Source organism: Asanoa ferruginea (genome assembly GCF_003387075.1).
Classification (GTDB): Bacteria; Actinomycetota; Actinomycetes; order Mycobacteriales; family Micromonosporaceae; genus Asanoa; species Asanoa ferruginea.
The window spans coordinates 2,190,929-2,216,691 of the sequence record NZ_QUMQ01000001.1 but is presented as its reverse complement, the minus strand read 5'-3'; the positions used below and the strand labels follow the sequence as shown (position 1 = coordinate 2,216,691).

At 69.9% G+C, this 25,763-nt stretch carries 26 protein-coding genes; 7 read left to right on the top strand and 19 right to left on the bottom strand.

Features of this window, described 5'->3' with window-relative positions:
• Positions 1–3: 3 nt before the first annotated feature.
• A complete protein-coding gene (locus DFJ67_RS10655) occupies positions 4–987 on the top strand; it encodes a glycosyltransferase family 2 protein (protein ID WP_116067735.1) in 984 nt (327 codons plus the stop codon).
• Positions 933–2,219: a glycosyltransferase family 2 protein gene (locus DFJ67_RS10650; RefSeq protein ID WP_170215793.1), complete on the top strand. Its 1,287-nt coding sequence runs from the start codon at positions 933–935 to the stop codon at positions 2,217–2,219. The genes DFJ67_RS10655 and DFJ67_RS10650 overlap by 55 nt, the downstream gene beginning before the upstream one ends.
• Here DFJ67_RS10650 and DFJ67_RS10645 read toward each other — a convergent pair.
• Positions 2,203–4,275, bottom strand: a complete 2,073-nt coding sequence (locus tag DFJ67_RS10645) for a serine/threonine-protein kinase (protein ID WP_239097261.1) — start codon at positions 4,273–4,275, stop codon at positions 2,203–2,205. The two genes, DFJ67_RS10650 and DFJ67_RS10645, sit on opposite strands and share 17 nt — an antisense overlap.
• Positions 4,276–4,514: 239 nt before the next feature.
• On the opposite strand from DFJ67_RS10645, the gene DFJ67_RS10640 reads away from it, so the two are divergent.
• Entirely contained in the window at positions 4,515–5,027 is a 513-nt protein-coding gene (locus tag DFJ67_RS10640) for a response regulator (protein ID WP_170215791.1), read from the top strand.
• A gap of 13 nt (positions 5,028–5,040) precedes the next feature.
• Here DFJ67_RS10640 and DFJ67_RS10635 read toward each other — a convergent pair whose 3' ends face one another.
• The 10 genes from DFJ67_RS10635 to DFJ67_RS10595 all read right to left on the bottom strand — a co-directional run bounded on the left by DFJ67_RS10635 (position 5,041) and on the right by DFJ67_RS10595 (position 14,226).
• Entirely contained in the window at positions 5,041–5,937 is an 897-nt protein-coding gene (locus DFJ67_RS10635; protein ID WP_116067732.1) for a type II secretion system F family protein, read from the bottom strand.
• Positions 5,938–7,656 (bottom strand): type II secretion system F family protein, encoded by a 1,719-nt coding sequence (locus DFJ67_RS10630; protein ID WP_147315481.1) that lies wholly within the window; start codon positions 7,654–7,656, stop codon positions 5,938–5,940.
• An 83-nt stretch (positions 7,657–7,739) separates the two neighbouring features.
• Positions 7,740–9,104 carry a TadA family conjugal transfer-associated ATPase gene (locus tag DFJ67_RS10625; protein ID WP_116067730.1) on the bottom strand — a complete coding sequence of 455 codons (1,365 nt, stop codon included), beginning with the start codon at positions 9,102–9,104 and terminating at the stop codon, positions 7,740–7,742.
• Positions 9,101–10,261: a CpaE/TadZ family protein gene (locus DFJ67_RS10620; RefSeq protein WP_116067729.1), complete on the bottom strand. Its 1,161-nt coding sequence runs from the start codon at positions 10,259–10,261 to the stop codon at positions 9,101–9,103. Before DFJ67_RS10620 ends, DFJ67_RS10625 begins: the two co-directional genes overlap by 4 nt.
• Positions 10,258–11,040 (bottom strand): RcpC/CpaB family pilus assembly protein, encoded by a 783-nt coding sequence (locus tag DFJ67_RS10615; protein WP_116067728.1) that lies wholly within the window; start codon positions 11,038–11,040, stop codon positions 10,258–10,260. The genes DFJ67_RS10620 and DFJ67_RS10615 overlap by 4 nt, the downstream gene beginning before the upstream one ends.
• Before the next feature lie 33 nt (positions 11,041–11,073).
• Complete coding sequence (locus DFJ67_RS10610; RefSeq protein ID WP_116067727.1) at positions 11,074–12,144, bottom strand: pilus assembly protein TadG-related protein; 1,071 nt, start codon at positions 12,142–12,144, stop codon at positions 11,074–11,076.
• Positions 12,135–12,593: a TadE/TadG family type IV pilus assembly protein gene (locus tag DFJ67_RS10605; protein ID WP_170215790.1), complete on the bottom strand. Its 459-nt coding sequence runs from the start codon at positions 12,591–12,593 to the stop codon at positions 12,135–12,137. The genes DFJ67_RS10610 and DFJ67_RS10605 overlap by 10 nt, the downstream gene beginning before the upstream one ends.
• The gene (locus DFJ67_RS42620; RefSeq protein ID WP_170215789.1) at positions 12,578–12,775 is read right to left on the bottom strand and encodes a Flp family type IVb pilin; all 198 of its coding nucleotides are present in this window, start codon (positions 12,773–12,775) and stop codon (positions 12,578–12,580) included. Before DFJ67_RS42620 ends, DFJ67_RS10605 begins: the two co-directional genes overlap by 16 nt.
• A gap of 168 nt (positions 12,776–12,943) precedes the next feature.
• Positions 12,944–13,717 (bottom strand): prepilin peptidase, encoded by a 774-nt coding sequence (locus tag DFJ67_RS10600; protein WP_239097269.1) that lies wholly within the window; start codon positions 13,715–13,717, stop codon positions 12,944–12,946.
• Entirely contained in the window at positions 13,714–14,226 is a 513-nt protein-coding gene (locus DFJ67_RS10595) for a CGNR zinc finger domain-containing protein (RefSeq protein ID WP_116067725.1), read from the bottom strand. Before DFJ67_RS10595 ends, DFJ67_RS10600 begins: the two co-directional genes overlap by 4 nt.
• Positions 14,227–14,344: 118 nt before the next feature.
• Between DFJ67_RS10595 and DFJ67_RS10590 the strand changes: the two genes are divergently transcribed.
• The gene (locus DFJ67_RS10590; RefSeq protein WP_116067724.1) at positions 14,345–15,346 is read left to right on the top strand and encodes a zinc-dependent alcohol dehydrogenase family protein; all 1,002 of its coding nucleotides are present in this window, start codon (positions 14,345–14,347) and stop codon (positions 15,344–15,346) included.
• Positions 15,347–15,354: 8 nt separating this feature from the next.
• Here the strand turns inward: DFJ67_RS10590 and DFJ67_RS10585 are convergent, their stop codons facing one another.
• From DFJ67_RS10585 to DFJ67_RS10575, 3 genes are all read right to left on the bottom strand, one after another.
• Complete coding sequence (locus DFJ67_RS10585; RefSeq protein WP_147315480.1) at positions 15,355–15,957, bottom strand: hypothetical protein; 603 nt, start codon at positions 15,955–15,957, stop codon at positions 15,355–15,357.
• Between the two features lie 252 nt (positions 15,958–16,209).
• The gene (locus DFJ67_RS10580; protein WP_116067722.1) at positions 16,210–16,953 is read right to left on the bottom strand and encodes a DUF429 domain-containing protein; all 744 of its coding nucleotides are present in this window, start codon (positions 16,951–16,953) and stop codon (positions 16,210–16,212) included.
• Positions 16,950–17,345 carry a DUF488 domain-containing protein gene (locus DFJ67_RS10575; RefSeq protein WP_116067721.1) on the bottom strand — a complete coding sequence of 132 codons (396 nt, stop codon included), beginning with the start codon at positions 17,343–17,345 and terminating at the stop codon, positions 16,950–16,952. Before DFJ67_RS10575 ends, DFJ67_RS10580 begins: the two co-directional genes overlap by 4 nt.
• A gap of 178 nt (positions 17,346–17,523) precedes the next feature.
• Here DFJ67_RS10575 and DFJ67_RS10570 point away from each other — a divergent pair, with 178 nt between their 5' ends.
• Positions 17,524–18,216: an NADPH-dependent F420 reductase gene (locus tag DFJ67_RS10570; protein ID WP_275407664.1), complete on the top strand. Its 693-nt coding sequence runs from the start codon at positions 17,524–17,526 to the stop codon at positions 18,214–18,216.
• Here DFJ67_RS10570 and DFJ67_RS10565 read toward each other — a convergent pair.
• The gene (locus tag DFJ67_RS10565; protein ID WP_116067719.1) at positions 18,206–19,009 is read right to left on the bottom strand and encodes an SAM-dependent methyltransferase; all 804 of its coding nucleotides are present in this window, start codon (positions 19,007–19,009) and stop codon (positions 18,206–18,208) included. The genes DFJ67_RS10570 and DFJ67_RS10565 overlap by 11 nt on opposite strands.
• Before the next feature lie 181 nt (positions 19,010–19,190).
• Between DFJ67_RS10565 and DFJ67_RS10560 the strand changes: the two genes are divergently transcribed.
• Positions 19,191–21,404, top strand: a complete 2,214-nt coding sequence (locus DFJ67_RS10560) for an esterase-like activity of phytase family protein (protein WP_203783681.1) — start codon at positions 19,191–19,193, stop codon at positions 21,402–21,404.
• Positions 21,405–21,464: 60 nt separating this feature from the next.
• Here DFJ67_RS10560 and DFJ67_RS42615 read toward each other — a convergent pair whose 3' ends face one another.
• From DFJ67_RS42615 to DFJ67_RS10540, 4 genes are all read right to left on the bottom strand, one after another.
• Positions 21,465–22,391, bottom strand: coding sequence for a peptidase inhibitor family I36 protein (locus DFJ67_RS42615; RefSeq protein ID WP_170215788.1), 927 nt, complete (start codon positions 22,389–22,391; stop codon positions 21,465–21,467).
• A 4-nt stretch (positions 22,392–22,395) separates the two neighbouring features.
• Positions 22,396–23,169, bottom strand: coding sequence for a peptidase inhibitor family I36 protein (locus DFJ67_RS10550; RefSeq protein ID WP_116067718.1), 774 nt, complete (start codon positions 23,167–23,169; stop codon positions 22,396–22,398).
• Positions 23,170–23,212: 43 nt separating this feature from the next.
• Positions 23,213–24,076, bottom strand: coding sequence for a peptidoglycan-binding domain-containing protein (locus tag DFJ67_RS10545; RefSeq protein WP_116067717.1), 864 nt, complete (start codon positions 24,074–24,076; stop codon positions 23,213–23,215).
• A gap of 142 nt (positions 24,077–24,218) precedes the next feature.
• Positions 24,219–25,112, bottom strand: a complete 894-nt coding sequence (locus tag DFJ67_RS10540) for an NBR1-Ig-like domain-containing protein (RefSeq protein WP_116067716.1) — start codon at positions 25,110–25,112, stop codon at positions 24,219–24,221.
• Positions 25,113–25,249: 137 nt separating this feature from the next.
• On the opposite strand from DFJ67_RS10540, the gene DFJ67_RS10535 reads away from it, so the two are divergent.
• On the top strand, positions 25,250–25,666 hold the full coding sequence (locus DFJ67_RS10535) for a hypothetical protein (protein WP_147315479.1): 417 nt from the start codon (positions 25,250–25,252) through the stop codon (positions 25,664–25,666).
• The last annotated feature ends 97 nt before the right edge of the window (positions 25,667–25,763 follow it).

Below are 25,763 nucleotides of genomic sequence, written 5' to 3'. Positions count from 1 at the left end.
GCCATGCTGACCGTTGGCGTCGCCGCCCGCAACGAGGAGGCGACGATCTCGCACTCGCTGGAGTCGATCGAAAACGCGCTCGCCGAAATCCCGGGCGAGGGCGCGACCGAGCTCATCGTCGCGGTCAACGACTCCACCGACCGCACCCGCGAGCTCGCCGAAGCCTTCGCAAACCGCGACCCCAGCCGCTACCGGGTCATCGAATCCGAGCCGGGAATAGTGGAAGCCCAGCGAGCGGTCGCGCGAGCCGCCAAAGCGCCCGACTACCTGATCTTCGTCGACGCCGACTGCCTGCTCGACCGGCAGTGCCTGCGGAAACTGTCGGAGGTCATGCGGGATCCGACCGTGCAGGCGACCTGGGCCCAGCGTGTCCTGGCCGGCCCGGCGAAACCCGGGTTCTGGCAGGCATTGCTCAACTTCGGCGACTACCACCGCGACGTGATCCTGCGCGGCCACTACGTCGTGGGGCAAGCCTTCGCCATCCGGAAATACGACGTGCCCTACGACTCACCCAGCCGCGAACCCGTGCCGGCGAACGTCGCCGCCCACCTCCAACTCGACCGCGGCCCGCTGACCGACGACTCCTACCTCTCCCGGGCACTGATCGCCGCCTTCGGTCAAGACGCCATCCGCCCGGGGAACGACGCCATCGTCTACGCGCAGCCAATGCGCAGCCTGCGCGACCTCTACAGAGCGCAACGCCGCAAGGCGTACGAGGTAGAGCGACTCAATCTGCTCTTCCCCGAGCTGCGTGGAGTGCGCGGCAAGTTCTTCGGGCGGCGGTTCGACAGCACGGCCTACGCACGGCTGACCCCGGCGCAGCGGCTGCAATGCCGGCTCTACCAGCGGCTCTATTCGGGCCTGTGGCGGCTGGCGCAATGGCAGCTCGCCACCAGCCTCTGGCTCCTAAAGCGCGGAGTACCGCTGCGGCCGTGCAACATCTGGCCGGTGGTGCACGGCACGAAGAAACCGTTCCCGGCGACATGACGCTCTCCGTCGTGGTGCCGGTGTATCGGCAGCGCCAGGCCCTGCGACACACGCTGGCATCGCTGTCCGCCCAGACAGCCAAAGACTTCGAGGTCATCGTCGTCGACGACGGCTCACCAGAGCCGGTCGGAGATGTCGTCAAGGAGTTCGCGGGAAGGCTGAACGTCCGCTGCGAGCGCCACGAGAGCAACAAGGGGAGGGCCGCCGCCCGCAACACCGGTGCGGCCGAAGCGACAGGCGACCACTTGGTGTTCCTCGACGCCGACTCGGTCGCCCACCCGAACCTGTTGGGAGCGCACAAAGACCGGCATGGAGAGGGTCCGCGAGTGGTCCTCGGCCGACGCATCAAGGCCGACTGGCAAATGGCGGCCCGGTTCGGCGACCCAACGACCCTGCCCACGGAGGTGCCGCCACATCAGGACGACGGCCGCTACGCCCTGGAAGTGGCCAAACAATGGGCCGTCGACCGCTCGCCATGGGTCTTCCTGCACGCGCACAACTTCTCCCTGCCCCGAGCGGTCTTCACTGAGGTAGGCGGCTTCGACGAGGCGTTCGTCCGGTGGGGCTGGGAGGACACCGAGCTGGGCTACCGCCTGTTCCGGCACTGGCAGCGTGAGCCAGGCCGGTTCGTCTGGGCACCGGAGGCGATCTGCTACCACGTCCCGCACTACTCAGATCTCACGGCCAACTGGCGCGAGGCGAAGGCAGGACTGGCCTACCTACAGACCAAGCACGAACACTGGGAAGTCGAGCGGCTCGGCTTCCGCCTTCGCGACCTGGTCCTCGACATGCCGGCCTACGCCGCGCACCTCGAAAGGCTGGACAACGGCCACCTGACCCCGACGTTGGAGGCGTTTCTGCCAAGAAGTGCCAAGAGGCTGTGGGCAGGACCCGGCGCCGATCGGTTACGTGACAAGCCAGCCGCCACCCTCGACGTGCATCAGCCGCGCTCGGAAACCAACAAGCAACTGCTCGGCCTGGCCACGCCATGGCCTGACGGCGCATTCGACGACGTCGTGCACTGGCAAACCTGGCGCATCCTGACCATCACTGACCTGGGCCACCTGATCCGCGAGAGCCTCCGGCTCGCCCCAACACTCATTCTCGCGGGAACCACGAACGGCAACGCAGACATCGAACGGGCCTTGGAAGCCGCCCCTTTGACGGTGCGACAGGTGGCCAACACAGCCGCCGTCTGGGCGATCGAGGTGCGCGCTACCGCGTCTCGATGACGTCGGCGATGTGGAACGGCACGTAGTGGTCGAAGAACAGGCTGGTCAGCAGCGCCACCCGGCCACTGGCTCGGAACGCCGTGAACAGGGCCGTCATTCCGTCTTCGACCGCGTACACGGAAAGGTTCAGCTCTTTCGCGATCTGCCGGGTGTTGAGGCCGCGGGCGACCGCACCGAGGACCTTGCCGTGCCACGGTTGCAGGCCGCGAGCCCGCACCACGAACTCGCCGATCTCGTGCGGGCGGATCCGCCCGACCGTCACCGCGATCGCGTTCTCCAGCTCAGTTGCATGGAACGCCAACCAAGGGCTCCCGGAAGCGTCGATCAGCCCGGTCCGCCGGCCCTTAGCGACCGCGGTGCCGACCCGGTCGAGCTCCACAGCGTCCAGGACACTGCGCGCGGAGGCCGTCACGTCGAGCAGCCGCCCGTCAGGTGACATGAACAACCGACCCGACGGCGAATCCACGGCTGCCGGCACCAAAGCCGGGGACGCGGCGACAAGGTCGGGGCGTGCCCGCCGCTGCCGGGGAAGCCAGAAGCGTGACGAGCGCGAGGAAGCACCAGCCGGCGCGGGATCCGGCGCCACAGTGACCGCCCCGCGGCCGCGGGCCAGCGCGTTGTGCAGGGCAGCACCGAACAACCGCCCAGCCGGCGCCAACTGCGCCACCTCGTCAGCGCTGAACCGGCCACCGACCCGATAGGCGAGCAGCGCACCCCAGGTGCCTTCGGAGTCATGGAACGTCTGCCGCAACTCGTCGGTGAAACCACGCGGCCGCAACACCGTCCGGAACCGCGCACTCAACGACGGGTCGCCATGAGTCAAACCCGCGAGCGTGCCAAGACGCTGCTCACCGACCAGGTCGACGAGCTTGAGCACATCGTCCTGCCCGTATTCGTTGGCGAACAGCTCCCGCTCCAACGAATGGTCGTGCGGCCCACCGTCGACCACGCACGATGCCCACATCATCGTCAGCGGGTCGAGCACCGCCCAGATCGCCAGGTCGAAGCCGACCGTGTCGCGTAGCATCTCGCTGGCCTGGCGGCGCAGGTCGACGTGGTCGAGGGACACATCGAGGTCGGCGCCAACCCGCACCGCGAACGGTTCGTGCCCGGTGCGCGGCGCGCCGACGCCGCGCGGTGGCTGGCGGTCAGCCGTTGTCCGCGAGCCCGACGGCTTCGGATCCTCGAAATCGTCGTCGTCGGCGGAAGCGGAGTCGGTGTCCTCCTCCAGTCCGTCGAGCGGGACTCGGATGCCGGCGGCGCGGGCAAGCGTCACGGTCACCTCACGGCTGACTGGCCGGTCGTCCGGCTCCTTGTTGAGACAGCGGTGCAGCAGATCCCGGATGACCGGCGGCACGCCAGGCAGCTTCGGGAGGGGCGTCGGCTCCTGGTAGATGTGCGCTTCGACCATTTGCGTGCTGGTTTCGGCGGTCCACGGCATTCGGCCCGCGAGCAGCCGATAGAGCAGCAGCGCGAGTGCGTACACGTCGGTGGCTGCGACGACGGGCCGACCGTCGAGCCGCTCCGGTGCCAGATAGGCGGGCGTACCCAGGATCTGATCGCCCTCGATCATGTCCCGCTCGCCGGCCACCGCCGCAAGTCCGAAGTCGACCACCTTCGCACCGGCCGCCGGAAGCATCACGTTCCCGGGCTTCACGTCGCGATGCACAACCCCCGACGCATGCGCCGCGGCCAGCGCCGACGCCACCTCGGCACAGATGCGCAGCGCCGTCTCCACGGTCACCGGCCCGCGCCGCAGGCGCTGCTCCAGCGAACGGCCGTGCAACAGCTCCATCACCACGAACGGCCGCGCACCGGCCGCCTCGCCGTAGTCGTAGACGCTCGCGATGTGCGGATGGTTGAGCCGGCCGGCGGCGCGCGCCTCGGCCAGGATGCGGCGGCGGAACTCGGCGTCCTTCGCGAACTGGGCGGCCAGCACCTTGATGGCGACGTCGCGGTCGAGGACCTGGTCGTAGGCCTGCCAGACGACGCCCATGCCGCCCGCGCCCAGCCGGCGGGTCAGCCGGTAGCGCGCGCTGAGCGTCTCCCCGTCCACGGTTGCAAGCCTCCTTCCGCCGTTGTCCCGAATGGATCGCCGCCGGTTGATTTAAGCAAGACCTAACCGTCGGCTAAGCCGGCGCTAGGCGGATCCATAGGCATGCCAAGTACCGTCGACAGGACTTCACACGGGGCTGAGGAAGGAACCGAGCGGATCGGAGAGGTGCTATGGCGACTATTTTCGCCATTCACGCCAACGCGACCACTCAGCTGACTGTCAGTCGTGCTGTGGCCAGTGTGAGTAACGCCGAGTTGACCGGGCGCACGGCTTCGGCGGTGGAGGCCCAACGGGTTTTCCAGACCCTGGCGCCCGACGTGGTGACCGTCGACCTGCAACTTCCCGACGGCAACGGGATCACCCTCGCCGAACGGCTCCGGGCCACCCGGCCTGACCTGCCCGTCCTCGTCATCGGCGCCACGGCGCACCGGCTGCTCGAACGCGCCCTCGCCGCCGGCGTCGCCGCCTACGTGGGTCGCGACGCCGGAGTCGTCGAGGTCGCGGCGGCCATCCGCGCCTGCCTGTCCGGCGGTGGCAGCTACTCCGCGCACACCCTGAACGCCGCCCTGCGCCATCCGCGGCCGGTCGGGCTGAGCCGCCGCGAGCGACAGGTCTACGACCTGCTCCGGGCCGGGCACAGCCCCGTCGAGGTCGCCGCCGAGCTTGGCGTCGGCGAGTCGACCGTGCGCACCTACGTCGCCCGCGTCCGGGCCAAGACCGCTGGCGGCGGTGACCTCCCGCAAGCGGGCTGAGCGAACAAGCACGTCAGCCACCGAACGCCTGCATGATCTTGATCGCGGCCGGGCCGATCACGACCACGAACAGGGCCGGGAAGATGCAGAAGATCATTGGGAACAGGATCTTCACGGGTACCTTCTGGGCCTGCTCCTCGGCGCGTTGACTGCGGCGTAGGCGCATCTCGGCCGCCTGCTGGCGCAGCACCTTGCCGATCGGGATGCCCAGCGTCGTGGCCTGCGCGACTGCCGACGCGAATGCCCGCAACTCGGTGATCGTGGTGCGGGCCGCCATCTCGCGCAGCGCGTCGACCCGGGCCCGCCCGATCTGCATCTCGTGCAGGACCCGGGCGAACTCGCCGACCATCGGGCCGCGCCCGTTGCGGACCACCTGCGCCATCGCCGCCTCGAAACCAAGACCGGCCTCGACGGTCACCACCAGCGTGTCCAACACATCGGGCAGAGTGCGGCGGACGAGTTCCTGGCGTTCCTGCGCGAGGTGCAGCACCAGCAGGGCCGGCGCGGCGAACCCCACGGCAGCGCCGACCAGGGCCCACACCAGCCACATCAGCGGCCGCGCGAACATGATCGCCAACCCGAGGCCGGCGCCGCACCCGACGACCGCGAGCAGGCCCTGGTAGGCGGTCACCTTGGGCACGCTCAGCCAGGACGGGTTGCCGGCCTGGTCCAGCCGCCGGGACAGCCATGCGGACGCGCCACCGGGGCTCAACGCGCGACCCAGCGCGTAGGAACCAGGGACCAGCGTCGCCGGTTCGGACCGTGCGGGGTTCGCGCCCGCGACGCGGTACCCCTGGTCGACGGTCTTGATCGTGCGGGTGACGGCGTCGTGTGGGCCGCCCGCGGTCAGCACAACGGCCGCGACGCCGAGGCCGCCGACAACCGCGACCAATCCGATGATCAGCAGCATCTAGACCTCGACCTTCAGCCAGCGCGCCATCCAGAACGCGCCGAACACCATGAGCAGGGCCGCGCCGGCCAGCATGATCAGACCCGTCCCCGTGGTCCACAGCACGCTGAGATATTCGCGGCTGACCAGGAACATCCAGGCGGCGATCGCGATGGGCAGACCCAGCAGGAGGTACGAGGACAGTCGGCCCTCGGCCGACAGCGCCCGCACGTGCCGGCGCAGCCGGTTGCGCTCGCGGATCGTGTCCACGGTGGTGTCCAGGGTCTCGGCGAGGTTGCCGCCGGTCTCGTGCTGGATCCGGATCGCGATCACCGCCCAGGCCAGATCCTGGTTGTCGGCCCGCACGGCCGCCCGTTCCAGCGCGTCGGACAGGTCGGCGCCCAGTCGCACCTCACCCATCGCGCGGCCCAACTCGACGGCCAGCGGGCCGGGCGGCGCGTCACGGACGACCGCGTCCAGCGCCTGTGACAGGGAGAAGCCCGAGCGCAGCGACCCGACGATGAGCTGGAGCGCGTCGGGAAGTTGGTCCGCGAACGCCTGCCGGCGCCGGCGGCTCCGCAGCCGCGGATAGCTAGCCGGCAACAGCCCACCGAGCAGCCCACCGAGCAGCCCACCGAGCAGCCCGAACTGCATCCCGAGCACGATGACGCCCATCGCGACCGCACCGGCCTGGATGCTCCGCCACTGCCCGGGACGCATGGTGATGTCGGCGTCGTCGAGCCGTTTCGCGACCCGCTCTCCGTCGCCCGCGGCCACCTTGCCGGGCAGGCTCGAGACGGTGCCAGCGAGGCCGGCGTTCGTCGTGCCCTTGACGTTGCCGCGCCCGGCGAGCCGGAACCGTTCGACCTGCTCGAGCCGGCGCTGCCGGGTCGTGCCACTGCCGCCGAAGATAACCAGCAGCAGGGCGAGCAGCAGCACGCCGAAGAACAGGACGCCGAGGGTGCCCGGCTGCACGGCGTCGACCAGCGACCGCGAGCCGCCGCCGGAGTCACCCGGCGAGGCCGGGGCGTCCGCGAACCGCACATCAACATCGCCGCTGCTGCGCGCGGCACCCGTCCCGGCGGTGACCCGCAGAGAAGCGGCCGCGCCGGAAAGCTCCGGTGGCACCGACACTGTGATGGTGAACAGCGCCGGCATCGTCGCCGCCGTGCGCAGCACCGCAGCCAGCGTTCCGGTCGTCGCGACCCGCGCCTCGCCACCGGAGGCGAGTGCGCCGAGCCCACCGGCCGGACCGACACTGACCACGTCGACGCGCTGATCCACCCCGGCGGAGCCGGCGACCGAACCACTCGACCCGCGAGCGACCAGCAGCAGCCGCCGTTCACCGCCATCGGGAGCGAGCGCCGCACCGGTTCGCAGGCCGGTCACCACATCGACGCCGCTGCCGGCGCCCAGGGCATCGAGCCCGGCCTTGAACGCGCCACGATCACGGGTCGGCCGCACCGCCGCCACCGGCGGATCGGTCGCGACGACCAGCCCGAGCGCGACATCGGCCGGAACGCTGCCGGCGAGGGCGGCCACCGCCGCGCCGTCGACGCCAGGGCCGACCACGACAGTCAGCGTGCGCTGCGGCGCCCCTTTGACGGCGCCAGGAGCGACCGCGGCGGGCAGCGCGTAACCATCTCGGGAAACAGTGACCGGCGGGATCCGCCCACCTTCAGTGCCGGGCAACGCCGCCACGAGCCGGACCTGACCAGGACGCACATCGGCGACCGACACGGGCAGATCGCTCTCCGCGTACGCCGGTGAGCCTGTCAAAACAATCGCCGCTGCGCCGACTGCGACCAGCAGCCCTCGAAGGATCACCACGGCGAGCTCTCGAACAGGGTGGCCGGCACCGGGACCCCGGCGTCGGCGAGCGTGTCCAGGAACCGTGGCCGCAACCCGGTCCATCGCAACGTGCCGCGGTGGCGGCCCTGGTCGTCGAGACCGGCACGGTGGTCGAAGACGAACAGGTCCTGCACCGTCACGACCTCGCCCTCCATCCCGATCACCTCGGAGATGTGGGTGACCCGCCGGGTGCCGTCGCGCATGCGGTCCTGATGGATGATCACGTCGACGGCGGAGGCCACCTGCTCGCGGATGGCCCGCACCGGCAGGTCGAGACCCGCCATCATCGACATCGTCTCGAGCCGGGCGATCGAGTCCCGGGGCGCGTTGGCGTGCACGGTCGTCAGCGATCCATTGTGGCCGGTGTTCATCGCCTGGAGCAGGTCGAGGGCGGCGCCGTCGCGGACCTCACCGATCACGATCCGGTCGGGTCGCATCCGCAGCGAGTTGCGGACCAGGTCGCGGATGGTCACCTCGCCGCGGCCCTCGATGTTGGGCGGGCGCGCCTCCAGCCGCAGCACGTGGTCCTGGCGGAGCTGGAGTTCGGCCGCGTCCTCGATGGTGACGATCCGCTCGGTGGGCGGGATGAAACCGGACAGCACGTTGAGCGTCGTCGTCTTCCCGGAACCCGTCCCGCCGCTGATCACGATGTCCAGGCGGCCGCGTACACATGCGTAAAGAAGTTGAGCGACCTCCTGCGTGAGCGTGCCGAAGCCGATCAGGTCGTCGACCGTGAACGCCTCGCGGGCGAACTTGCGGATCGTCAGCATCGAGCCGTCGAGCGCGATCGGCGGCAACACGACGTTGACGCGGCTGCCGTCGGGGAGGCGGGCGTCGACCATCGGGCTGGCCTCGTCGACCCGCCGGCCCACCCGCCAGACGATCCGGTCGATGACCCGGCGAAGGTGGTCCTCGTCGACGAACGAGGCGTCGACCTGGTGGATCTGGCCGAACCGCTCCACGAAGATCCGGTCCGGTCCGTTCACCATGATCTCGGTGATGTCCGGGTCGCGGAGCAACGGCTCGACCGGCCCGTGTCCGAGGATCTCGTCGATCAGCTCGGCCGCGATCCGGGCCGGGTCGGCGACCGCCAGCGGCGACTCGTCGCGCGCCAGCACGTCGTTGATGGTCTCGCGGACCTTCTGCTCGAGCGCTTCGTGGCCGGTGCGCTGGTCGTAGAGCTGCGGACCCAGGATCGACAGCAGCTCGCGGTGCACCCGCACCCGCAGGGCGGCCGCCGATCCGACGCCCGGGCCACGGCCGGGTCGCGTTGTCGGCCAGGCACCGCTGTCGCCACCGGCGTGCCCGCGCTGGGAGAGCCGGTCGGTCAGGCTCATCGCCCACCGGCCCGGCCGCTGCGGGTCCGCTCCCGGCGGCCCTGCTGGGCGATCTGACCCGATGCCAGGTCGCGGATCGCCTTGCTGACCGGGTGGCTGGGCTTGTCGAGCACGATCGGGGTGCCCCGGTTGATCGAGATCGGCACGTCGCGGCTCGACGGGATGTGTCCGGTGGTGCGGCTCTGCAGCACGCGTTCGATGTCGGCGCCGGACAGGCCGACCCGGGCGTCGCTGCGGTTGAGCACCACCAGCCGGTTGTCCTTGCCGAGCCCGAGCAGGTCGAGCATGTCCATCGCGATCCGCAGGTTCTTCAGCGCCGGCACGTCGGGTGTGGCGACCAGGACGTGCACGTCGGTGACGTCGAGCGCGGCCAGCACGCCCTCGGTGAAGTGCGCCGGGGTGTCGATGACCACGAAGTCGGCCATGGTGCGCACCGCGGCCAGCACCGCCACGACCAACTCCCGGTCGATCCGCTCCGCCTCGGTCGGTCCGACAGGAGCGAGCAACACATCAACACCCGGCGCGTACGGGGTCAGCAGCGCCCGGATCAACCCGGCGTCGATCCGGTCCCGGGACGCGACCACGTCGGCGATCCCGCGGTCGGGGGAGAGCTGGAGCATGATCCCGACGTCGCCGAACGCGAGGTCGAGGTCGACCAGGCAGACCCGCCGCCGTCCACCGTCGGCCAGGCAGACCGCCAGGTTGGTGGCCAACGTGGACTTGCCGCAGCCGCCCTTGGCGGAGAACACGGTGACGATCTTGGCCTCCGCCGGCGCCGCGACGGCCGGAGCGACCGCACCGTTCAGGTGCCGCGACACTTCCAGCGATCGGCCGCAGGCCGCGCGGACGCCTTCGGTGTCATGGGCGTCGACGGCCTCGCGCACGCCGGCCCGCAGCGCCTGCGACATCGTCTCCATGTCCAGGCGTTCGCGGAGCAGCACGACACCGAGGGCGGGCCGCACCAGCCGTTGCTGCGCGGCGACGTCGAGCGCGACCGAGGTGGGGGTGCTGGGCCCGAAGACGACCAGCGGCTCGCCGGGTAGGTCGGCCAGCAAGCGTTGCAGGTCTTCGATCCGGGCGACCGCCTGGACACCGCCGCCGAGCATCGCGGCCAGGTGCGCCGACCACTGCCGGTTGGGTTCGAAGAGGATGGTCATCGCGACTTCCCGAAGAGCGTGCCGTTGTCGACCCCGCGGTCGGGGCTGACGTCTGAGGAGTCACCGAGCAGACCGACGTTGAGCAGCCCGCCCAGCGCGGTGGCGTGGGCCAGGATCTCCGCCTGCCGCTGGTCGAGAGCGAAGGTCATCGCGACGTCACTCGGCGAGCTGGTGGTGGCCGGCTTCGGCAGGCCGTCGCCCTCGGTCGCGGCGCCGACGGAGATGACCTCGACGTCGGTCATCAGCACCCGGGTGATGCTGTTGATGTCGTGGCCGCGTTCGAGGCCGGTGCCGGACACGTCGTCGCGCTGGTCGGGCTTCAACGGCGTGTAGGTGTAGAAGATGGCGACCCGGGTGCCCGCCCGCACGCTGCCGGGACCGAACACGGCCGACTTGACCTTCGCGGCGATGGCGAGCTTGCCGTCGGGGATCGCGATGCCCGAACGGTTGACCGCGGTGCCGAACATGGTCCGCAACACCAACTGTCCACGCTGGACGGGGGCGGTGGTGACCAGCGCGTCCAGGTCGGCTTCCACCGCACCCAGGGTGTCCTCGGGCAGCGTCTCGGCCGGCATCCGGGTCTGCCGCAGGTAGCCGCCATCGCGCAGCGCCCGACCGGTGGTGCCGGCCGGGATCTGTTTCTCCGCGACCAGCACGGTGCGCGCCTGTTTGCCGGCCACGGCACGGGAGTCCGCCGACCGCACGTACAGCAGGACGGCGACCGCCCCGGCCGCAGCCACGACGACGGCGGCGAACACCGCGATGATCCGTCGGTTCATGTGTGTCGTTCCCTACCAGTTCGTTGTTCCGGGTCAACCGATGAGTGCGGTGATCTGTGCGCCGAGGTCAGGCCCGCCGACCGTGCCCCCGCCGGGCACCACCGCCCGGGTGAAGAAGCCGAATACGCAGGTGCTCACGCCGGGCCCGCACGAGCTCAGGGTCGGCGAGTTGACGACCGAGTCGGGTAGCTGCCAGCCGGTCACGACGAACGCGCCGACACCCTGGATGGCGTACGCGAAACCGCCGTCACCGGCGTCGGTCACCTTCTCGAAGATCGGCACGGCCACCGCCTGGCCGGGTTTCCCGATCAGCGACTGGAGCGCCTCCAGGCAACCGTCCGGCCGCTGGTCGGGCAGCGTCGCGCGGACCGGTGTGCTGGTCGCTGCTGCCGTCCGGCAGGTGTTGTCGGCGCCGGTCACCCACCGGAACCCGCCCGGGTCTCCGCGCCCGGTGCCGCCTCGGCCGCAGGCGGCCGGGTCGGTGTCGGTGTAGAGCGCGACCGCCTGTTCGGTGGACGGAAACGTGCCGCCGCCGCGGGTCATCCGCTTCCAGTCGCAGGTGGAGATGGTCAGCGCGAGGGTCCGCGCGGCCGTCGGCGAGCCCCAGGTGACCCGGGCGCACGCCGTGACGGCCGCACCGTCGTAGTCGTCGACGACCGCCTGCGCGAACACCGGCGGCAGCAGCGTCGAACCGTCGGCGGTCAGAATGCTGGTGCGTACCTCGGCGTAGACGCCGGTCTCGGGAGCGGTCCCGGTGCAGGTGGCGTCGGACTCGGCGGGGCATTCCGACAACCCGCCGCCGCGACCGCACACCACCGCCGTCGCCTCACCATCAGGGACATTCACCCGGGCGTACGCCGTCGCGGCATCGCCGCTCTCCGGTGCGCCACACGCCACCTCGCTGGTCGCGCAGACCCGGGCGACCTCGACCGCGGCCGCGTCGGCGCCCGTCTGCAACTGCTTGTGCTCGGCGTAGATGAGCCCGACGTCGACGACCAGCGCGCAGATCCCGAGCGCGACACCGGAGCCGACGAACACGGCCGCGACGGCCGCGACGGCACCCCGGTCGCCGCGACGGGTGCCGCGCCGGCGGCTCAGGAGCACGGCATGACCCCGCTGCCGGTCAACGTGACGGTGCCCGACGGCCCTTCGGCGCCGAGCAGGTCAGCGAGCGCGCCGATCGGCGTCACGAACTCGAACGGGAAGCTGACGCCGACCACCGCGGCCGTCCCACCGCTCGCCGCGACCGGGCAGGTCTCGATGGTCGTGATGGTGGCCTCCGCACCGGCGATCTCCCGGATCCGCTGATCCGGCGGGTCGCCGAACGACGCGATCCGGGCGCCCTGCTGCGCCGCTTCGGTGACGTTCATCTGGGCGTTCAACATCCGTCCAAAGTCGATGATCCCGAAAAGGATCATCAGCAGGATGGGGAAGACGAAGGCCGCCTCGACGGCCGCCGCACCCCGGTCCCGCCGGCCGCGGGAGGAGGCAGAGGCCGGCCGGCCACAGTGGCCGGCCGGCGCTTCACCTGGGGCAACTACGGCGTGACGCACGAGTCCGCGGGGGTGATGCGGTCGCAGGCGGAGTTGAACTGCCGGGCGATGGCCGGGCCGAACACGAACAGGATGGCGATGAGGCCGGCCACGATGAACCCCATGATCAGGGCGTATTCGGTAGCGCTCGCGCCGCGGTCGCGATTGCGCCGGTCAGCGAACCGCTTGATCTTCTCGATCATCAGAAATGACTCCAGTGCTGTCGGGACAGGGCCGGGGGAACGCACATGAGTCTGTTTCGGGAAGAGATCACTGTCTGTCCGTCGCCGGTAGCTATCCGGACTGGATGATCGCTGAGTGTGGCTACACGGCCACGACACGATCAAACGAGGGCAACTCTGACCGGTCGGCTAAAGAACGGCGACAAGAACGGTGGCCAGCAGCGCGGCCGCCAGCATCGCCGGGCCGAACGGCGCCGCCGCCCGTCGGTCCGTCCGGCCGCTGACCAGCAGGCCGAGCACCAGAGGCAGGTTGACCACGGGGGCGAGCACGACGCCGGCGACCACGGCCGGCCAGCCGAGCCAGCCAAGGAACAGGCCGAGTGCGGCACCGAGCTTGACGTCGCCGAACCCGAGTTGGGACCGCAGGATCAGCGCGATCAGCAGATAGCCGGCCCCGCAGGCCGCGGCGGCGAGGCCGGCGCGCAGCAGCGCCGGGCCGTCGCCCTCGATGACCGCGGCGAGGGCGAGCAGGGCCGCTCCACCGCCGAAGAGGGTGCCGACGAGCGGGTCGGGCAGCCGCAACACGGCGAGGTCGATGGCGGCCAGCGGGACGGCGAGGGCGGCGAGCAGCAGAAATGCCGGAAGCGCGGCGGTCGGCCCGGTCGCGGCGGCCGTCGCCGCACAGACCGCGGCCGTGATCGGCACCAGCACCCACCGGCCGGGTGTGGGTGCCCGGCCGCAGTTCGGGCACCGGCCCGAGGCCCGCCACCACTGGAGTCGGTCGGCGCCACAGTGCGGGCAGCCGTGCCGCCACGGCGGCGGGTGCGGCTGGTCTTCCGGCCATTCCACCGCGAAGCGACTGACCAGGCCGGGCAACACCGCACCCCAGCACGCACCGGCTATCCCGGCGGCGACGGCGAGCAGCGGCAGCGACACGGCCGCATCGTAGCGATCAGTCCTCAGCTTTTGGAGCGGGCGCGGTAGGCGGCGACATTCGCGCGGTTGCCGCACATCTCGTAGGAGTGCCAGCGCTGGGTGCGGCTGCGGGTCGCGTCGTAGAACACCCGGGAGCAGTGCCCGTTGTCGCAGACGCGCAGCCGCGACCAGGTGTTGGTCTGGACCAGGTCGGCCACGGCGCGGGCGATCCCGCCGACGACCGGATCACCGGCCACCTGCTGGAGCCCCGCATCGGGGAAGGTCTGCCGGAACAGGGCGTCGGCGGTGTGCGCGGTGAAGCTGGCCCAGGCCCGCTCGGCGTCGTCGGGCCCACGGGCCTCGAGCACACCCGAGAGGTCGGCACGCAGCACCCGGACCCGGTCGAGTTGCTGCTCGCGGCCCGCCCCGCCGGCCGGCTCGCCGAACCGGCCCAGGATCTCGGCCGCGATCTCCGGGTCGTCGAGGGTGTCCGGCAGCGCCGGGATGGCGTGCGGCCGGGAGTTGAGCAGGTCGACGACCTCGTCTCGGCTGGGCATGGCTAGACGCTACGTCGACATGGGCTAAATAACAAAGACCTTTACGGGCTGGCCGTCGCGGTGCTAGAACGTAATGGTCATATGGCAGTAGCCCATTACGCACCACAGGGAGCACCTCATGAGTCGGCTCATCCTCACCGCCGTCGGCGGCGACCCCGACCAGACCGTCGAGCTCGACGACGACCATGACCTGACCGTCGGCCCCGACGATGTCCTGGTCACGATCGAGGCGGCACCGATCAACCCGGCCGACCAGCTCTTCATGCTCGGCTGGTTCGGCGTCTACCCGCAGGTCCCCAACCCGGTCGGCGCCGAGGGCGTCGGACGCGTCACAGCGGCCGGGCCCGCCGTCGACCAGGCACTGGTCGGGCGGCGGGTGATCATCCTGCCGACCTTCGTGCAGGGCACCTGGGCCGACCAGGTCGTCGTGCCGGCCCGCAACGTCGTGCCGGTGACCGACCAGGCCGACCCGAAGCAACTCGCGATGCTTCCGGTCAACCCGGCAACCGCATACGCCCTGCTCAACGACTACGTCACGATCCAGCCGGGCGATTGGATCGGGCTCGGGCTGGCCAACTCCGGCGTCGGGCAGAACGTGATCGCGCTGGCCAAGCGGGCCGGCATCAAGGTCCTGGCCATCGTGCGCCGCGACGACGCCGCCAAGCAGGCGACCGCGCTCGGCGCCGACCGCGTGGTGATCGACGGCGAGCACCTCGGTGCCCGGATCGCCGACGCCCTCGACGGGGCGAAGCTGCGGGTCCTGTTCGACGGCGGCGCACCGGGCCTCGACGCGTTGGCCCCGCACATCGCCAGCGGCGGCACGGTCGTCACCTTCTCCTCCGTCACCGGTGCGCCGCCGACCGTACCCCTGGCCGATCTGATCTATCGCGGGATCTCACTGCGGGCGTTCTACATCCTCAACTGGGTGCAGACGACCCCGCGGGAAAAGCTCGAGCGGGTGTACGGCGAGCTCGCCGACCTGGTCGCCCAGGGCGTGCTCGGCACGGAGGTGGAGGCCACCTACCCGCTCACCCAATACCGCGAGGCGCTCGCCCACGCCGGCCAGCAGCAGCGCACCGGCAAGATCCTCTTCGTGCCGGGCCAGGAGCAGCGCGCCTGAGCGGCGCCTCAGAAGATGACAAACGCGGCGATGGCGACGAGGGCGAAGAACACCGCGATCCCGGTCGGGTACGTCGTGCGGCGGGTCCAGCGCGAACGCTTGCGGGCGAACTCGAAGTCGACCGCCTGCATCGTCACCGTCGGCGTCGCCACACCGCCGTCGACCAGCAGGGAGATCCTGACCGCGTCCCGCGGATTGAGCGTCAGCGCCGCGAGCCGGACGCCGTTTCCCTCGACCACGAAGTCGTCGATCAGCGTGCCGTCGATTCCGCCCCGGGTGAGCAGCGAGACCTCCACGTCGACCAACCGACCGTCGGCGATCGCAACCCGGGGCGGGATCGACATGCTCGCGGCGGTCACCGCGTTCCTGCCGACGTTCTCGATCAGAATGTCCAGGACGCGGGGCTCCAGCAGCACGACCTCATCGGCGCCGGTGACCACGGTGTATCTGACCGACCGCCAACGGCGCATCACCGCGTCGCTGGTCGCTGAGGGCAGCAGCTGCCAGACGATCTTCTTGGAAGCCGTGCGACGGCTGTCATAGCGCCCGAAGATCAGGGCCAACGCGGAGATGACAGCGGACCCGAGACCGACCCATGCGGCGGCTGTCACGTGCCCTCCTGATCTTAACTGTCGGTTACCACGCGTACGGCTAACGACATGGCGCCGCAGATGTAACCACATAGGACCGGAAGTTCCCAACACGCGTGCGCCGGCGCCGTTGATCACCCAAGAAAGCCCAGGTCAGCGGGTCTTCGTTCAGTCGAGATGCTGAAACATTCGAGCAGCGGACGCAGGTCGTTGGGTGAGATGGTGACCGCGCCGTCCTCGATCCGCGGCGGCGGGGAATCTCGTCACTCTGGGTTACTCGCTGCAGTGGAGGTCCGCGAGCGGACAGGTCGGCAGGGCGATCCAGCCCTCGGTCGCGGCAGCCGCCGCCTGAGCCGGTGACGGGCGGGTGGCCCGGCCGGTTGCCGCCGCCCGGGCGGCCAGCGCCGCCACCACCGCGTCGAGCGCGTCGTGGCTGCGCCGGCACAGCGGCTCGAACGCGCCGAGCGACAGCCACGGCGCCGCGGACAGCAGCGCCGACACCAGGTCCGAGGCCAGCCCGGCCCGCTTGTAGCCGCGATGGGTCAGTCCCCAAACGAACAGCGACGCCGCCGGATAGACCTCCACGACCAGGCCGTCGCCGGCGCGGGAGATCGGAAGACCGTCATCGGAGAGCATCGACAGCAACCCCGCCGCCCGGAAGGCCGCGTGGCCGATCCGGTCCGCGGACACGCTCATCGGGATCAGCCCGGTCGAGGACCGCACCACCTCGTCGGTCATCCGGTAAGCCAGCCGCCGCCGCCACAACGCACCCTCGCCGGCAGGTGGCGGCGTCACAAGTCCGGACCGATGGGTGGCCACGAACGACACGAACGCATCCGGCCAGCCCAGCGGGCTGTCGATCCCGGCCTTGTCGGACAAGCGAACGGCCGAGACGATCTCCGCGTCGGTCGCGCCCGCCTGGACCGACTCCACGACCGCGCCGGCCGGCGACCAGCGCACGACCGCCAGCCCGGACCGCTCGTCAGCGGCGGCCAGGTCCACCCCGACCGTGATCACGACAGCGCCGACAGGATCACGTCGCGATGGCAGTGAGCCTGGTCGGCCTCGAAACAGAGCAGGGCCACCCGCTTCTGCCGCGCCAGCGAAGCCAACGCCGACAGCGCGTCCGGCGGCATCAGAGACGCATAAACCGCCCGGGCCGCAGCGACGTCAGCGGGCGAACCATGGAACCCAGGCCGGTTCGACGGTGGATTACCCAGCGCCGGCAGGTGCGTGTAGCCAAGACCGGCCGAGGCCAGAGCGGCGGCCAGCGCCTTCTTGTTGAAGTCGCGCTTGCGGGATCGCGCGGCGAATCGCACGTCGACCACGCGGGAAACATGCAGCGACGCCAGGCGGTCGAGGAACTCAGCGAGGGTCAGGCCCTCGTACCCGATGCCGATCGCGTCCATCAGAAGAGCCTGCCACGACCGGCCCCCGCAGCTCCGGGACGAGCTGCGGGGGCCGGCCACCTACCCCCAGCGAAACGAACACCACTTCGAAGACAGCTACAACCGTGCCAGAGCTGGGCGGAAAGCCCCATCGGGAACACGTCCGCGCAAGCGGGGCGGACCGGCTTAACCACCCAGAGTGAAAACGCCGAAATCCGACAGAAACCGCAAGCGCGGCGGTGGAGAAAGCCCGAAGAAGGGAAAGAGGCGCGACATGAGGATTGGCATCGTTGGTTCAGGCAAGGTCGGCGGCACGCTCACGAGGCGGTTCCGGGAGATCGGGCACGAGGTGGCGGTCGCCAACCGCCGCGGCCCCGACTCGCTGCGACCGCTCGCCGACCAGACCGGCGCGACCGCCGGGACCGTCACCCAGGTGGCCGAGAAATCCGACGTGATCGTGCTCGCCATCCCGACGCACGCGGTGCCGCAACTACCCGGGCTGGCGTTCGACGGGAAGATCGTGGTCGACGCCAACAACTACTTCCCGGACCGCGACGGCGAGATCGAGCCGATCGTCGACCGTGCGGTCTCGTCGAGCCGCTGGGTCGCCGACCATTTCCCGGGTGCCCGCGTGGTCAAGGCGTTCAACAACATCATGGCCGGGCACCTCGACCGCTACGGGAAACCGGAGGGAGAGCAGGGCCGGATCGCGCTGCCGGTCGCCGGCGACGACATCGAGGCCAAGGAAGTGGTCGACGAGCTGGTCGACGAGCTCGGCTTCGACCCGGTCGACGCGGGCAGCCTCGACGGAAGCTGGCGCCAGCAACCCGGCACCCCGGTCTACCTCACCGATCTCGACAAGACAGAACTGAGGCGAAAGCTCAGGGCTTGAGCCCGACCGCGGCGTAACCGGCCAGGCTGATCGACTGGTCGGTGTCGGGGTCCGCCTGCCAGTGGGTCATGTCGACCACGCCCGGCGGCAACAGCTCAAACCCGGCGAACAAAGCGGTGACCTGAGCACGGGTACGCATCGTCATCGGCGTCGCCGTCCGCTGGTAGAGCTGCCGGTGCGTCGCCGCCTTGCGCGGCTGCGCGTCGGCCGTCGCGTGGTTGACCGCCAACAGGCTTCCGGGCGCGATCGCGTCGCGGTAGGCCGCCACGATGCCCGCCGGATCGTCGGTGTCCGGCACGAAATGCAGCACTGCCACCAGCAGCAACCCGACCGGTTGGGTCAGATCGAGACCGCCCTCCAGGGTCGCGGCCGCGAGCACCGTTGCCGTGTCGCGAAGGTCGGCCTGCACAGCGTTGGCCAACGGGTTGTCTTCCAGCAACGCCCGACTGTGCACCACCGCGACCGGGTCCTTGTCGACGCAGACCACCCGGCACGACGGGTCGACCTCCTGCGCGACGGTGGGCACGTTGCCCGCGGTCGGCAACCCGGAGCCCAGGTCGAGGAACTGCCGCACACCGCACTGCACCATGAACCGCACCGCTCGCCGCAGGAACGACCGGTTGGCGCGCATGATCGCCGGAAGTTCCGGCCAGTCGGCGATCGCCTGCTCCGCCAGCGACCGGTCGGCGGCGAAGTTGTGCGCACCGCCGAGGTAGAAGTCGTAGATCCGGGCGGCGTTCGGCTTGTCCCTGTCGATCTCGGCGGGTGCCCAGGACGAATGAGCTGGTGGCACGACCTACTCCCTCGAAGACGACCAATCGGGAAGATCACTTCAGCCTAGCGCCGGCTGGGGCAAATGTCCGCTCATGCGCGATCCCGCTGCCCGTACGACATCGGCCGTTGGCTTTGCGGTCGCACCCCCGTCAACGCGAGCTACTAGGCAGATCAGGTCAGCTACCCAGGGGAGTGTTCGCATGCCCGTTCCACCCGCGACCGGCCGGTTCGTCCGGACGGCCATGGTCGCCGGCCTCATCACCGTTCCGGCCCTGATCGGGCCGGCCGCACACGCCGCGCCGGCGAGCAAGAGCAAGGACGCTGGCTTCGCCCGGCTCGCGACCGTGCCGGTTTACCTCAACAGCTCCGAGGACCAGGAGACGGTCGCCGAGATCAGCGCCGTCAGCACCGACGGCAAGACGGTGATCTCGACCGACAGCCCGGGTGAGCGGCTCGGCTTCCTCGACATCACCGACCCGGCGCACCCGAAGCCGACCGGCACGCTCGCGTTGCCCGGCGAGCCCACCTCGGTGGCCGTCTACAAGAACTTCGCGCTCGCGGTGGTCAACACCAGCGAGAACTTCATCGACACCTCCGGCGTGCTCCAGGTCATCGACCTCGACACCCGCACGGTGGTCCGCACGATTCCGCTCGGCGGCCAGCCCGACTCGATCGCGGTGGCGCCCAGCGGCAAGTACGCGGTGATCGCGATCGAGAACGAGCGCGACGAAGACGTCAACGACGGCGAGCTGCCGCAGCAGCCGGCCGGTTTCGTGCAGGTCGTCGACCTCAAGAAGTGGGCGCTGACCCGGATCGAGATGACCGGCCTGGCCAAGGTCGCTCCCGGCGACCCGGAGCCCGAGTACGTCTCGATCAACCGCAACGACGAGGCGGTGGTCACGCTCCAGGAGAACAACCACATCGCCATCATCGACCTGGCGAAGAAGAAGGTCGTCAAGGACTTCAGCGCCGGCCAGGTCAAACTGTCCGGTGTGGACACCGTCGACGACGGCACCATCGCGCAGGACGACTCGATCACCGTCCGCCGCGAGCCCGACGGCGTCACCTGGATCGACGACAACACGTTCGCGACCGCCAACGAGGGTGACTACGTCGGCGGCTCGCGCGGCTTCACCGTGTGGAAGCGCAACGGCGAGGTGCTCTACGACGCCGGCAACTCGTTCGACCGGCTCGCGGCCGCGCACGGCCTCTACCCGGACAACCGCTCCGACGCCAAGGGCACCGAGCCCGAGGGCGTCGCCTTCGGCAAGTTCGACGGCAAGCCGGTGCTGTTCGTCAACTCCGAGCGGGGCAACTTCGTCGCGGCGTACGACATCAGCAAGCCCAAGGCACCGAGGTTCATGCAGATCATGCCGACCACCAACGGCCCCGAAGGGGTCACCACGGTGCCGTCGCGCAACCTGCTCGTGGTCTCCAGCGAGGAAGACCTGCCCGACGACGGCATCCGTGCGTCGGTGACGATCTTCCAGTACGGCGACAAGAAGAGCGCGTTCCCGACCATCCGCTCGGCATACGAGCCGGGTCAGCAGAAGGCTCCCATCTCCTGGGGCGCCCTCTCCGGCCTGAGCCAGGTGCCCGGCCAGCCCAACCAGCTCGTGTCGATCACCGACAACGTCTACACCCCGACCCGCCTGCTGACGATCGACACCGCGCAGCAGCCGGCCCTGGTGAAGAGCGAACTGACGATCACCAAGGACGGCAACCCGATCGGGTACGACGCCGAAGGTGTCGCCGCCCGTGCCACCTCCGGCTACTGGATCGCGATCGAGGGTGACGGCACCGCCGCGAAGCCCAACCTGATCGTCCGGCTCGACGCCAAGGGCGCCGTGCAGGAGGAGATCCCGCTGCCGGCCGACGTGGCCGCCAACGTGACCAGCAACGGTTTCGAGGGCGTCGCGGTGACCGGCGTCGGCAACGGTGAGCAGGTCTGGGTCGCGGTGCAGCGCGAGCTCAAGGGCGACCCGAAGGGCACCGTCCGGATCGGCCGCTACTCGGTCGCCGACAAGACCTGGGCGTGGCTCGGCTACCAGCTCGACGCGGCGCCCGCGGGTGCCTGGATCGGGCTGTCCGAATTGGTCGCGGTCGACAACAACACGTTCGCGGTCATCGAGCGTGACAACCAGCGCGGCCTGAAGGCGACGGTCAAGAAGGTCTACACCTTCGACGTGCCGGCCACCTTCGGCACCGGCATGCCGACCGTGTCGAAGAAGCTCGCGGTCGACCTGTTGCCGTTGCTCAAGGCCGACAACGGCTGGGTGCAGGACAAGGTCGAGGGCCTCGGGATCGCCGGCAACGGTCAGGTCTACGCGGTCACCGACAACGACGGCGTCGAAGACGCCACCGGCGAGACGGTCTTCATGCGCCTCGGCGCGGCGAGGAAGCTGTTCAAGTAAGGCCTGTTCGCAGAGAAGGGCCCGCGCCGTTGTCCGGCGCGGGCCCTTGTTCAGGGTGCGCTAGGAAATCGCGATTCCGCTGTAGTAGTAACGCAGGATCGACTGGTAGCTGCTGCCGCCGTTCGCGAGATCACGCGAGCCGTACTGCGACATCCAGTTCCCGTCGACCCAGGCACCGCACGCCGTCGTGGTCGCGCAGTAGTGCGCCTGCAGGATGTTGCCGCTGCGGGTCATCCGGGCCGACCAGGTGCTGTCGACCGCGGCTGACGTCGCTGACTGCGCCGACGACGGCTTGTAGACCTGGTCGCCGGTGTCGTCCCGGACGTCGTAGCACGCCCCGCCGGCGGTCTTGCGGGTCGAGTGCAGCGCCCAATACCAGGCGTAGCTCTTGACGGCCATGGCACCGGACTCCAGCGAGGCCTTCGGCCAGCTGGTGATCCACTCGTTCGGGAGGACGTTCTTGACGTAGGTCTTGAAGTCGACCCTGTCCACTCGCCCGAGACTGACCCGGTAGACCAGGATCGTGGTCGGCAGCTTGGCGTTGGTGCCGTCGGTGCTGCAACCCGTCGGCCCGCTGATCAGCTCGTGCGAGGCGTTGTTGTTCTTCAGCGTGGAGTTGAGGTTGCCCTTGGCGCCGGGCGCGAAGTCCTGGGTGGCACCGGCGAAGTTGCTGTTGAAGTAGACCCGCACGGTCTTGCTGGTGCGGTTCCACACCGACGCGGCGTTGTTCTTGACGCACAGGCCCTTGCCGGCGCCGGCGCCCTTGAACTCGTAGCAGGTCGGCTGGGTCGTGCCGTAGTCGTCTTCGGAGCCGGTGAAGTCGGAGATCGAGCCGGCTTCGTTGCTGTTGTAGTAGTAGCAGAACTCGCCGCTGTCGCAAGCTCCGTCACGGCTCGCGGCGGATGCCGCGCCCGGTGCCACCGCGGCACCGATCAGCGCCGCCACCAGGAGTGCCAGAATGCCGGCGACTCGTTTCGGGGTGCTCATCCGGTCACCAGCCGCCGGGGACGTACGCCCAGCCCAGGTAGTCGGACCGGTCGCGGAAGGTGCTGGTCTGGTAGACGGTCGGCCCGGTGCTGATGGCGCTGTTGCCGCCGATGGAGAGCATCACGTGCCCGGCCGACGTGGTCGACGTGAAGAACACGGCCGTTCCGGCGGGCGGCACCGTGCCGGTGTGGATGCGGCCGTTGTCGCGCTGCCAGAGGTAGTGCGCGCGGGCCGTGGCGAACCGGCCGCTGGTGCCGAACGCCCGCTCGACGAACAGCTCGCACTCGTTGTTCCAGTCGGTGTGCCCGAGGCGCGCCTTCGCGAACGCGACGGCCTCGGCCGCACGCGGGTCGGCCGGGTTGGTGGTGCCGCCGATGGCGTGCGAGGCGTTGTTGTTCTTCAGCGTCGCGTTGAGGTTGGCTCTGGCACCGGCCGCGATCGTCTGGGTCGCGCCGCCAAAGTTGCTGTTGAAGTAGACCACCACGGACTTGCTGGTGCGGTTCCATGCCGACGCGGCGTTGTTCTTGATGCACAGGCCCTGGCCGGCGCCCGAGCCCTTGAACTCGTAGCAGGACGGCTGGGTCGTGCCGTAGTCGTCGACCGACGTGGTGAAGTCGGAGACCGAGCCGGCGTAGTTGCTGTTGTAGTAGTAGCAGAACTCGCCGCTGTCGCAGACCCCGTCGCGGGACGCCGCCGACGCGGGTGAGGCGACCGCCAGGATGGAGGTGGTGATGGCGAGCGCTGTGCCAACGATGGCGAGGCTCTTGCGGATGTTCATGGGTGTCCTCTCTCAGGGACAGTGAGGGGGTGGTGGGTGCGGGTCACTGCCCGCGCTGGTACTGCTCCCAGGTCTTGATCGCGATCCGGGGACCGTCGTCCGGGCCGTGGTTGGCCAGGCCGTTCATGCCGAGGTAGTAGTCGCCGACCTGGTTCTGCGCCTGCGTGGACAGGTCGGTGTCGTTGATCGCCGCGGCGTGGATGTGCCAAGGCCAGTCGCCTTGGCTCGGGTTGCGGACCCAGGCCGCGAAACCGACCTGGCGCAGCGCCTTGGCGACGGCGGTGCGCTTGGCCGCGGTCATGCCGGTGACCGAGATGTCGACGACACCACCGCCGTCGTGCGTACCGGCCGAGGTCGGGTCGCCCCCGGGGTTGTAGGAGCCCTGATCGAGCACCAGGGTGTAGCCGAGCAGGCGCTGGGTCTCGGCGAGCATCGCCTGGGTGCGCGCGTTGACGACATACCCGTCGCGCTGGACCTTCGCGCCGGGGCCGATCGTGTTGGTGACGGTGTAGCGGTTCTGCCCGAGCTTCGTCAGCGACGTGGTGCCCGGCAGCCCGTTGGCGGCCAGGCCGGTGTAGCCGAGGGAACGCTGATAGGCCGCGTACGCCGTGATGGTTGTGGTGCCGAAGTAGCCGTCGACCCACTGTGCGTTGAGCAGGTTCTTGGCTTGGAGCGCCTGCTCGACGGCGAGCACGGAGCTCTTCGCGCCCGGGGTCAGGGTGTTGTCGGCACGCCGCGGGTCGATCTGGGCGGCCAGGACGGTGGCCTCCATGTCCACGACCGGCAGCGCGGCCGCGGTGCTGGTTCGCTGCGCTGCGGCGTCGGATGTCGAAGCCCACGCATAGGCGGGGGCGGCGACGGCCACGCAGAGCGCCGCGAACCCGACGGCCAACCAGGGACGGCGCATGGTCGATCCTCCTCGTAGGTGGTGAGTCGTGTTGGGAACGGACTCACCCTGCGAGAAGGGCGTCGATGTTCGGTACCCCGTCGACCTGTCAGATTCGGCGGACCGGCACCGACCTCGACGAATGCGGTGTTGTCAGGTTGTGTCAGGCGGTGACGTTGACCATGAAGTACACCGGACGGCGGCTGGGGAAGTATTCCCGGCCGTTCTCGTCGACCATCTTCCAGCTCACCCAGCACTTCCCCGGGTGGCTCGGCGCGGTCACCGGAACGCTGATCATCACCTGCTGACCGGGCGGCGTGTCGCCGATAGAGACCCGGTCCGGCACGTGGCAACCGTCGTTGTCAGCGGTGGGGTTGATCCGCGCCAGGAAGCGGTTGTGCCAGTCGACCGTTCCCACGTTGGCGAGCGCCCACACCTTGGTGAACTCCTGGTTGACCTTCACCTTCATGCCGTCGGGGATGGTGACGTCGGCGATGAACTTGCTCGAGTCGCCGGGGATCAGCGAGTCGGAGAAGGGTGTGGACGACGGTGATGACGTCGCTGACGGCGTGGCAGCCGCGGCGCCGGAGCCGGTCGGGGCTGACCGGCCGCGGATGGTGACGGCCAGGACGGCGCCGACGACCACCACGACCGCGGCGGCCGCGGCGATCCACCGCAACCGGCGTCGCCGAGCGCTTTGTTCACTGCTTGTCGTTGTTGTGTCCACAGTGTCCGGGGCGTCGACCTCGGTGGTGCTGACCGGCTCTGGATCCGCGTCGACGGTCACCGGGCGCTGAGCGTCTTCCCAGCGGCGCCGCCACTGGACCTCGTCGGCCTCGCAGGCCCGGACGAACTCACGGGTGGTCTCCCAGGACGGAAACCGGGTGCCAGCAGCGGCTTCGTGCAAAGTGGTGTGGGAGATCCGGCCCGACCGACCAGCCATCTTCCGGAAGGACGGGTCACCCGCGGCGGCCCGCAGTGCGCGCAACTGTTCAGCGAACGCTTCGGCGGTGATTCCGTCCTGGATGGACTCTGCGGCAGCACGCTGGTCTCTCATCCATACCCCATGTCAGACGTCGTCGTCAGGCGTTGTCAGAGCGTGTAAGAGGGTACCGAACGGGCGTCGGCGGCCATCAATGTGGTGGCTGACGACACCGGTTGTGACGGTCACCGGTGCACTGACGGAGGCCATCGATGAAGACCCTTTCCCGAAGCAGCGTGCGGATCCTCGCAGCCGCGGCGCTGGCTGTGCCCGCGGCGCTGGCGTTCGCGGGCCCCGCGCAGGCCGAGACCAACCCGCGCTGCGCGGGCTCGGTGCAGATCGGCGCGACGGCGTACGTCACCGTCGGTGGCCAGACGGCCGCATCGGTCAAGCAGTACAAGGGATGCGGCAAGAACTACGCCTACACCTACGTGTGGCAGCAGTACCGCGCGAGCCACGGCGCCTACCAGGTCTGCACGTCGATCGTCACCGGAAGCACGCTGCGGGACCTCCAGTGTTCGAGCGGCCCGGACGTGTGGTCGCTGGGCGCCAACACCTTGTCGGTGTGCACCCGCGCCCTCGGCGGCATCTCCGACGTGGCGTCGAAGGAAACCGAAGTGCGCTGCTGAACCCTTGCTCTGCTGCCAAATAGGCCCCACCCAGCAGCCTGGGCGGGGCCTATTGGCAGCAGAGCTGCGGCGCGCCGTGAACAGGTAGCGTCGAGAC

What these genes read in the sequence shown, in the direction of transcription:
- DFJ67_RS10635 (WP_116067732.1), bottom strand. Translation starts at nt 5,937, where the DNA reads ATGCTGCTGATCATCGGATTGGTCGCGGTTGTCGGCGGCCTCGGCGTC.
- DFJ67_RS42615 (WP_170215788.1), bottom strand. Translation starts at nt 22,391, where the DNA reads ATGAGCACCCCGAAACGAGTCGCCGGCATTCTGGCACTCCTGGTGGCG.
- DFJ67_RS10550 (WP_116067718.1), bottom strand. Translation starts at nt 23,169, where the DNA reads ATGAACATCCGCAAGAGCCTCGCCATCGTTGGCACAGCGCTCGCCATC.
- DFJ67_RS10590 (WP_116067724.1), top strand. Translation starts at nt 14,345, where the DNA reads ATGAGTCGGCTCATCCTCACCGCCGTCGGCGGCGACCCCGACCAGACC.
- DFJ67_RS10575 (WP_116067721.1), bottom strand. Translation starts at nt 17,345, where the DNA reads ATGGACGCGATCGGCATCGGGTACGAGGGCCTGACCCTCGCTGAGTTC.
- DFJ67_RS42620 (WP_170215789.1), bottom strand. Translation starts at nt 12,775, where the DNA reads ATGATCGAGAAGATCAAGCGGTTCGCTGACCGGCGCAATCGCGACCGC.
- DFJ67_RS10655 (WP_116067735.1), top strand. Translation starts at nt 4, where the DNA reads ATGCTGACCGTTGGCGTCGCCGCCCGCAACGAGGAGGCGACGATCTCG.
- DFJ67_RS10560 (WP_203783681.1), top strand. Translation starts at nt 19,191, where the DNA reads ATGCCCGTTCCACCCGCGACCGGCCGGTTCGTCCGGACGGCCATGGTC.
- DFJ67_RS10620 (WP_116067729.1), bottom strand. Translation starts at nt 10,261, where the DNA reads ATGACCATCCTCTTCGAACCCAACCGGCAGTGGTCGGCGCACCTGGCC.
- DFJ67_RS10625 (WP_116067730.1), bottom strand. Translation starts at nt 9,104, where the DNA reads ATGAGCCTGACCGACCGGCTCTCCCAGCGCGGGCACGCCGGTGGCGAC.
- DFJ67_RS10595 (WP_116067725.1), bottom strand. Translation starts at nt 14,226, where the DNA reads ATGCCCAGCCGAGACGAGGTCGTCGACCTGCTCAACTCCCGGCCGCAC.
- DFJ67_RS10545 (WP_116067717.1), bottom strand. Translation starts at nt 24,076, where the DNA reads ATGCGCCGTCCCTGGTTGGCCGTCGGGTTCGCGGCGCTCTGCGTGGCC.
- DFJ67_RS10540 (WP_116067716.1), bottom strand. Translation starts at nt 25,112, where the DNA reads ATGAGAGACCAGCGTGCTGCCGCAGAGTCCATCCAGGACGGAATCACC.
- DFJ67_RS10535 (WP_147315479.1), top strand. Translation starts at nt 25,250, where the DNA reads ATGAAGACCCTTTCCCGAAGCAGCGTGCGGATCCTCGCAGCCGCGGCG.
- DFJ67_RS10615 (WP_116067728.1), bottom strand. Translation starts at nt 11,040, where the DNA reads ATGAACCGACGGATCATCGCGGTGTTCGCCGCCGTCGTCGTGGCTGCG.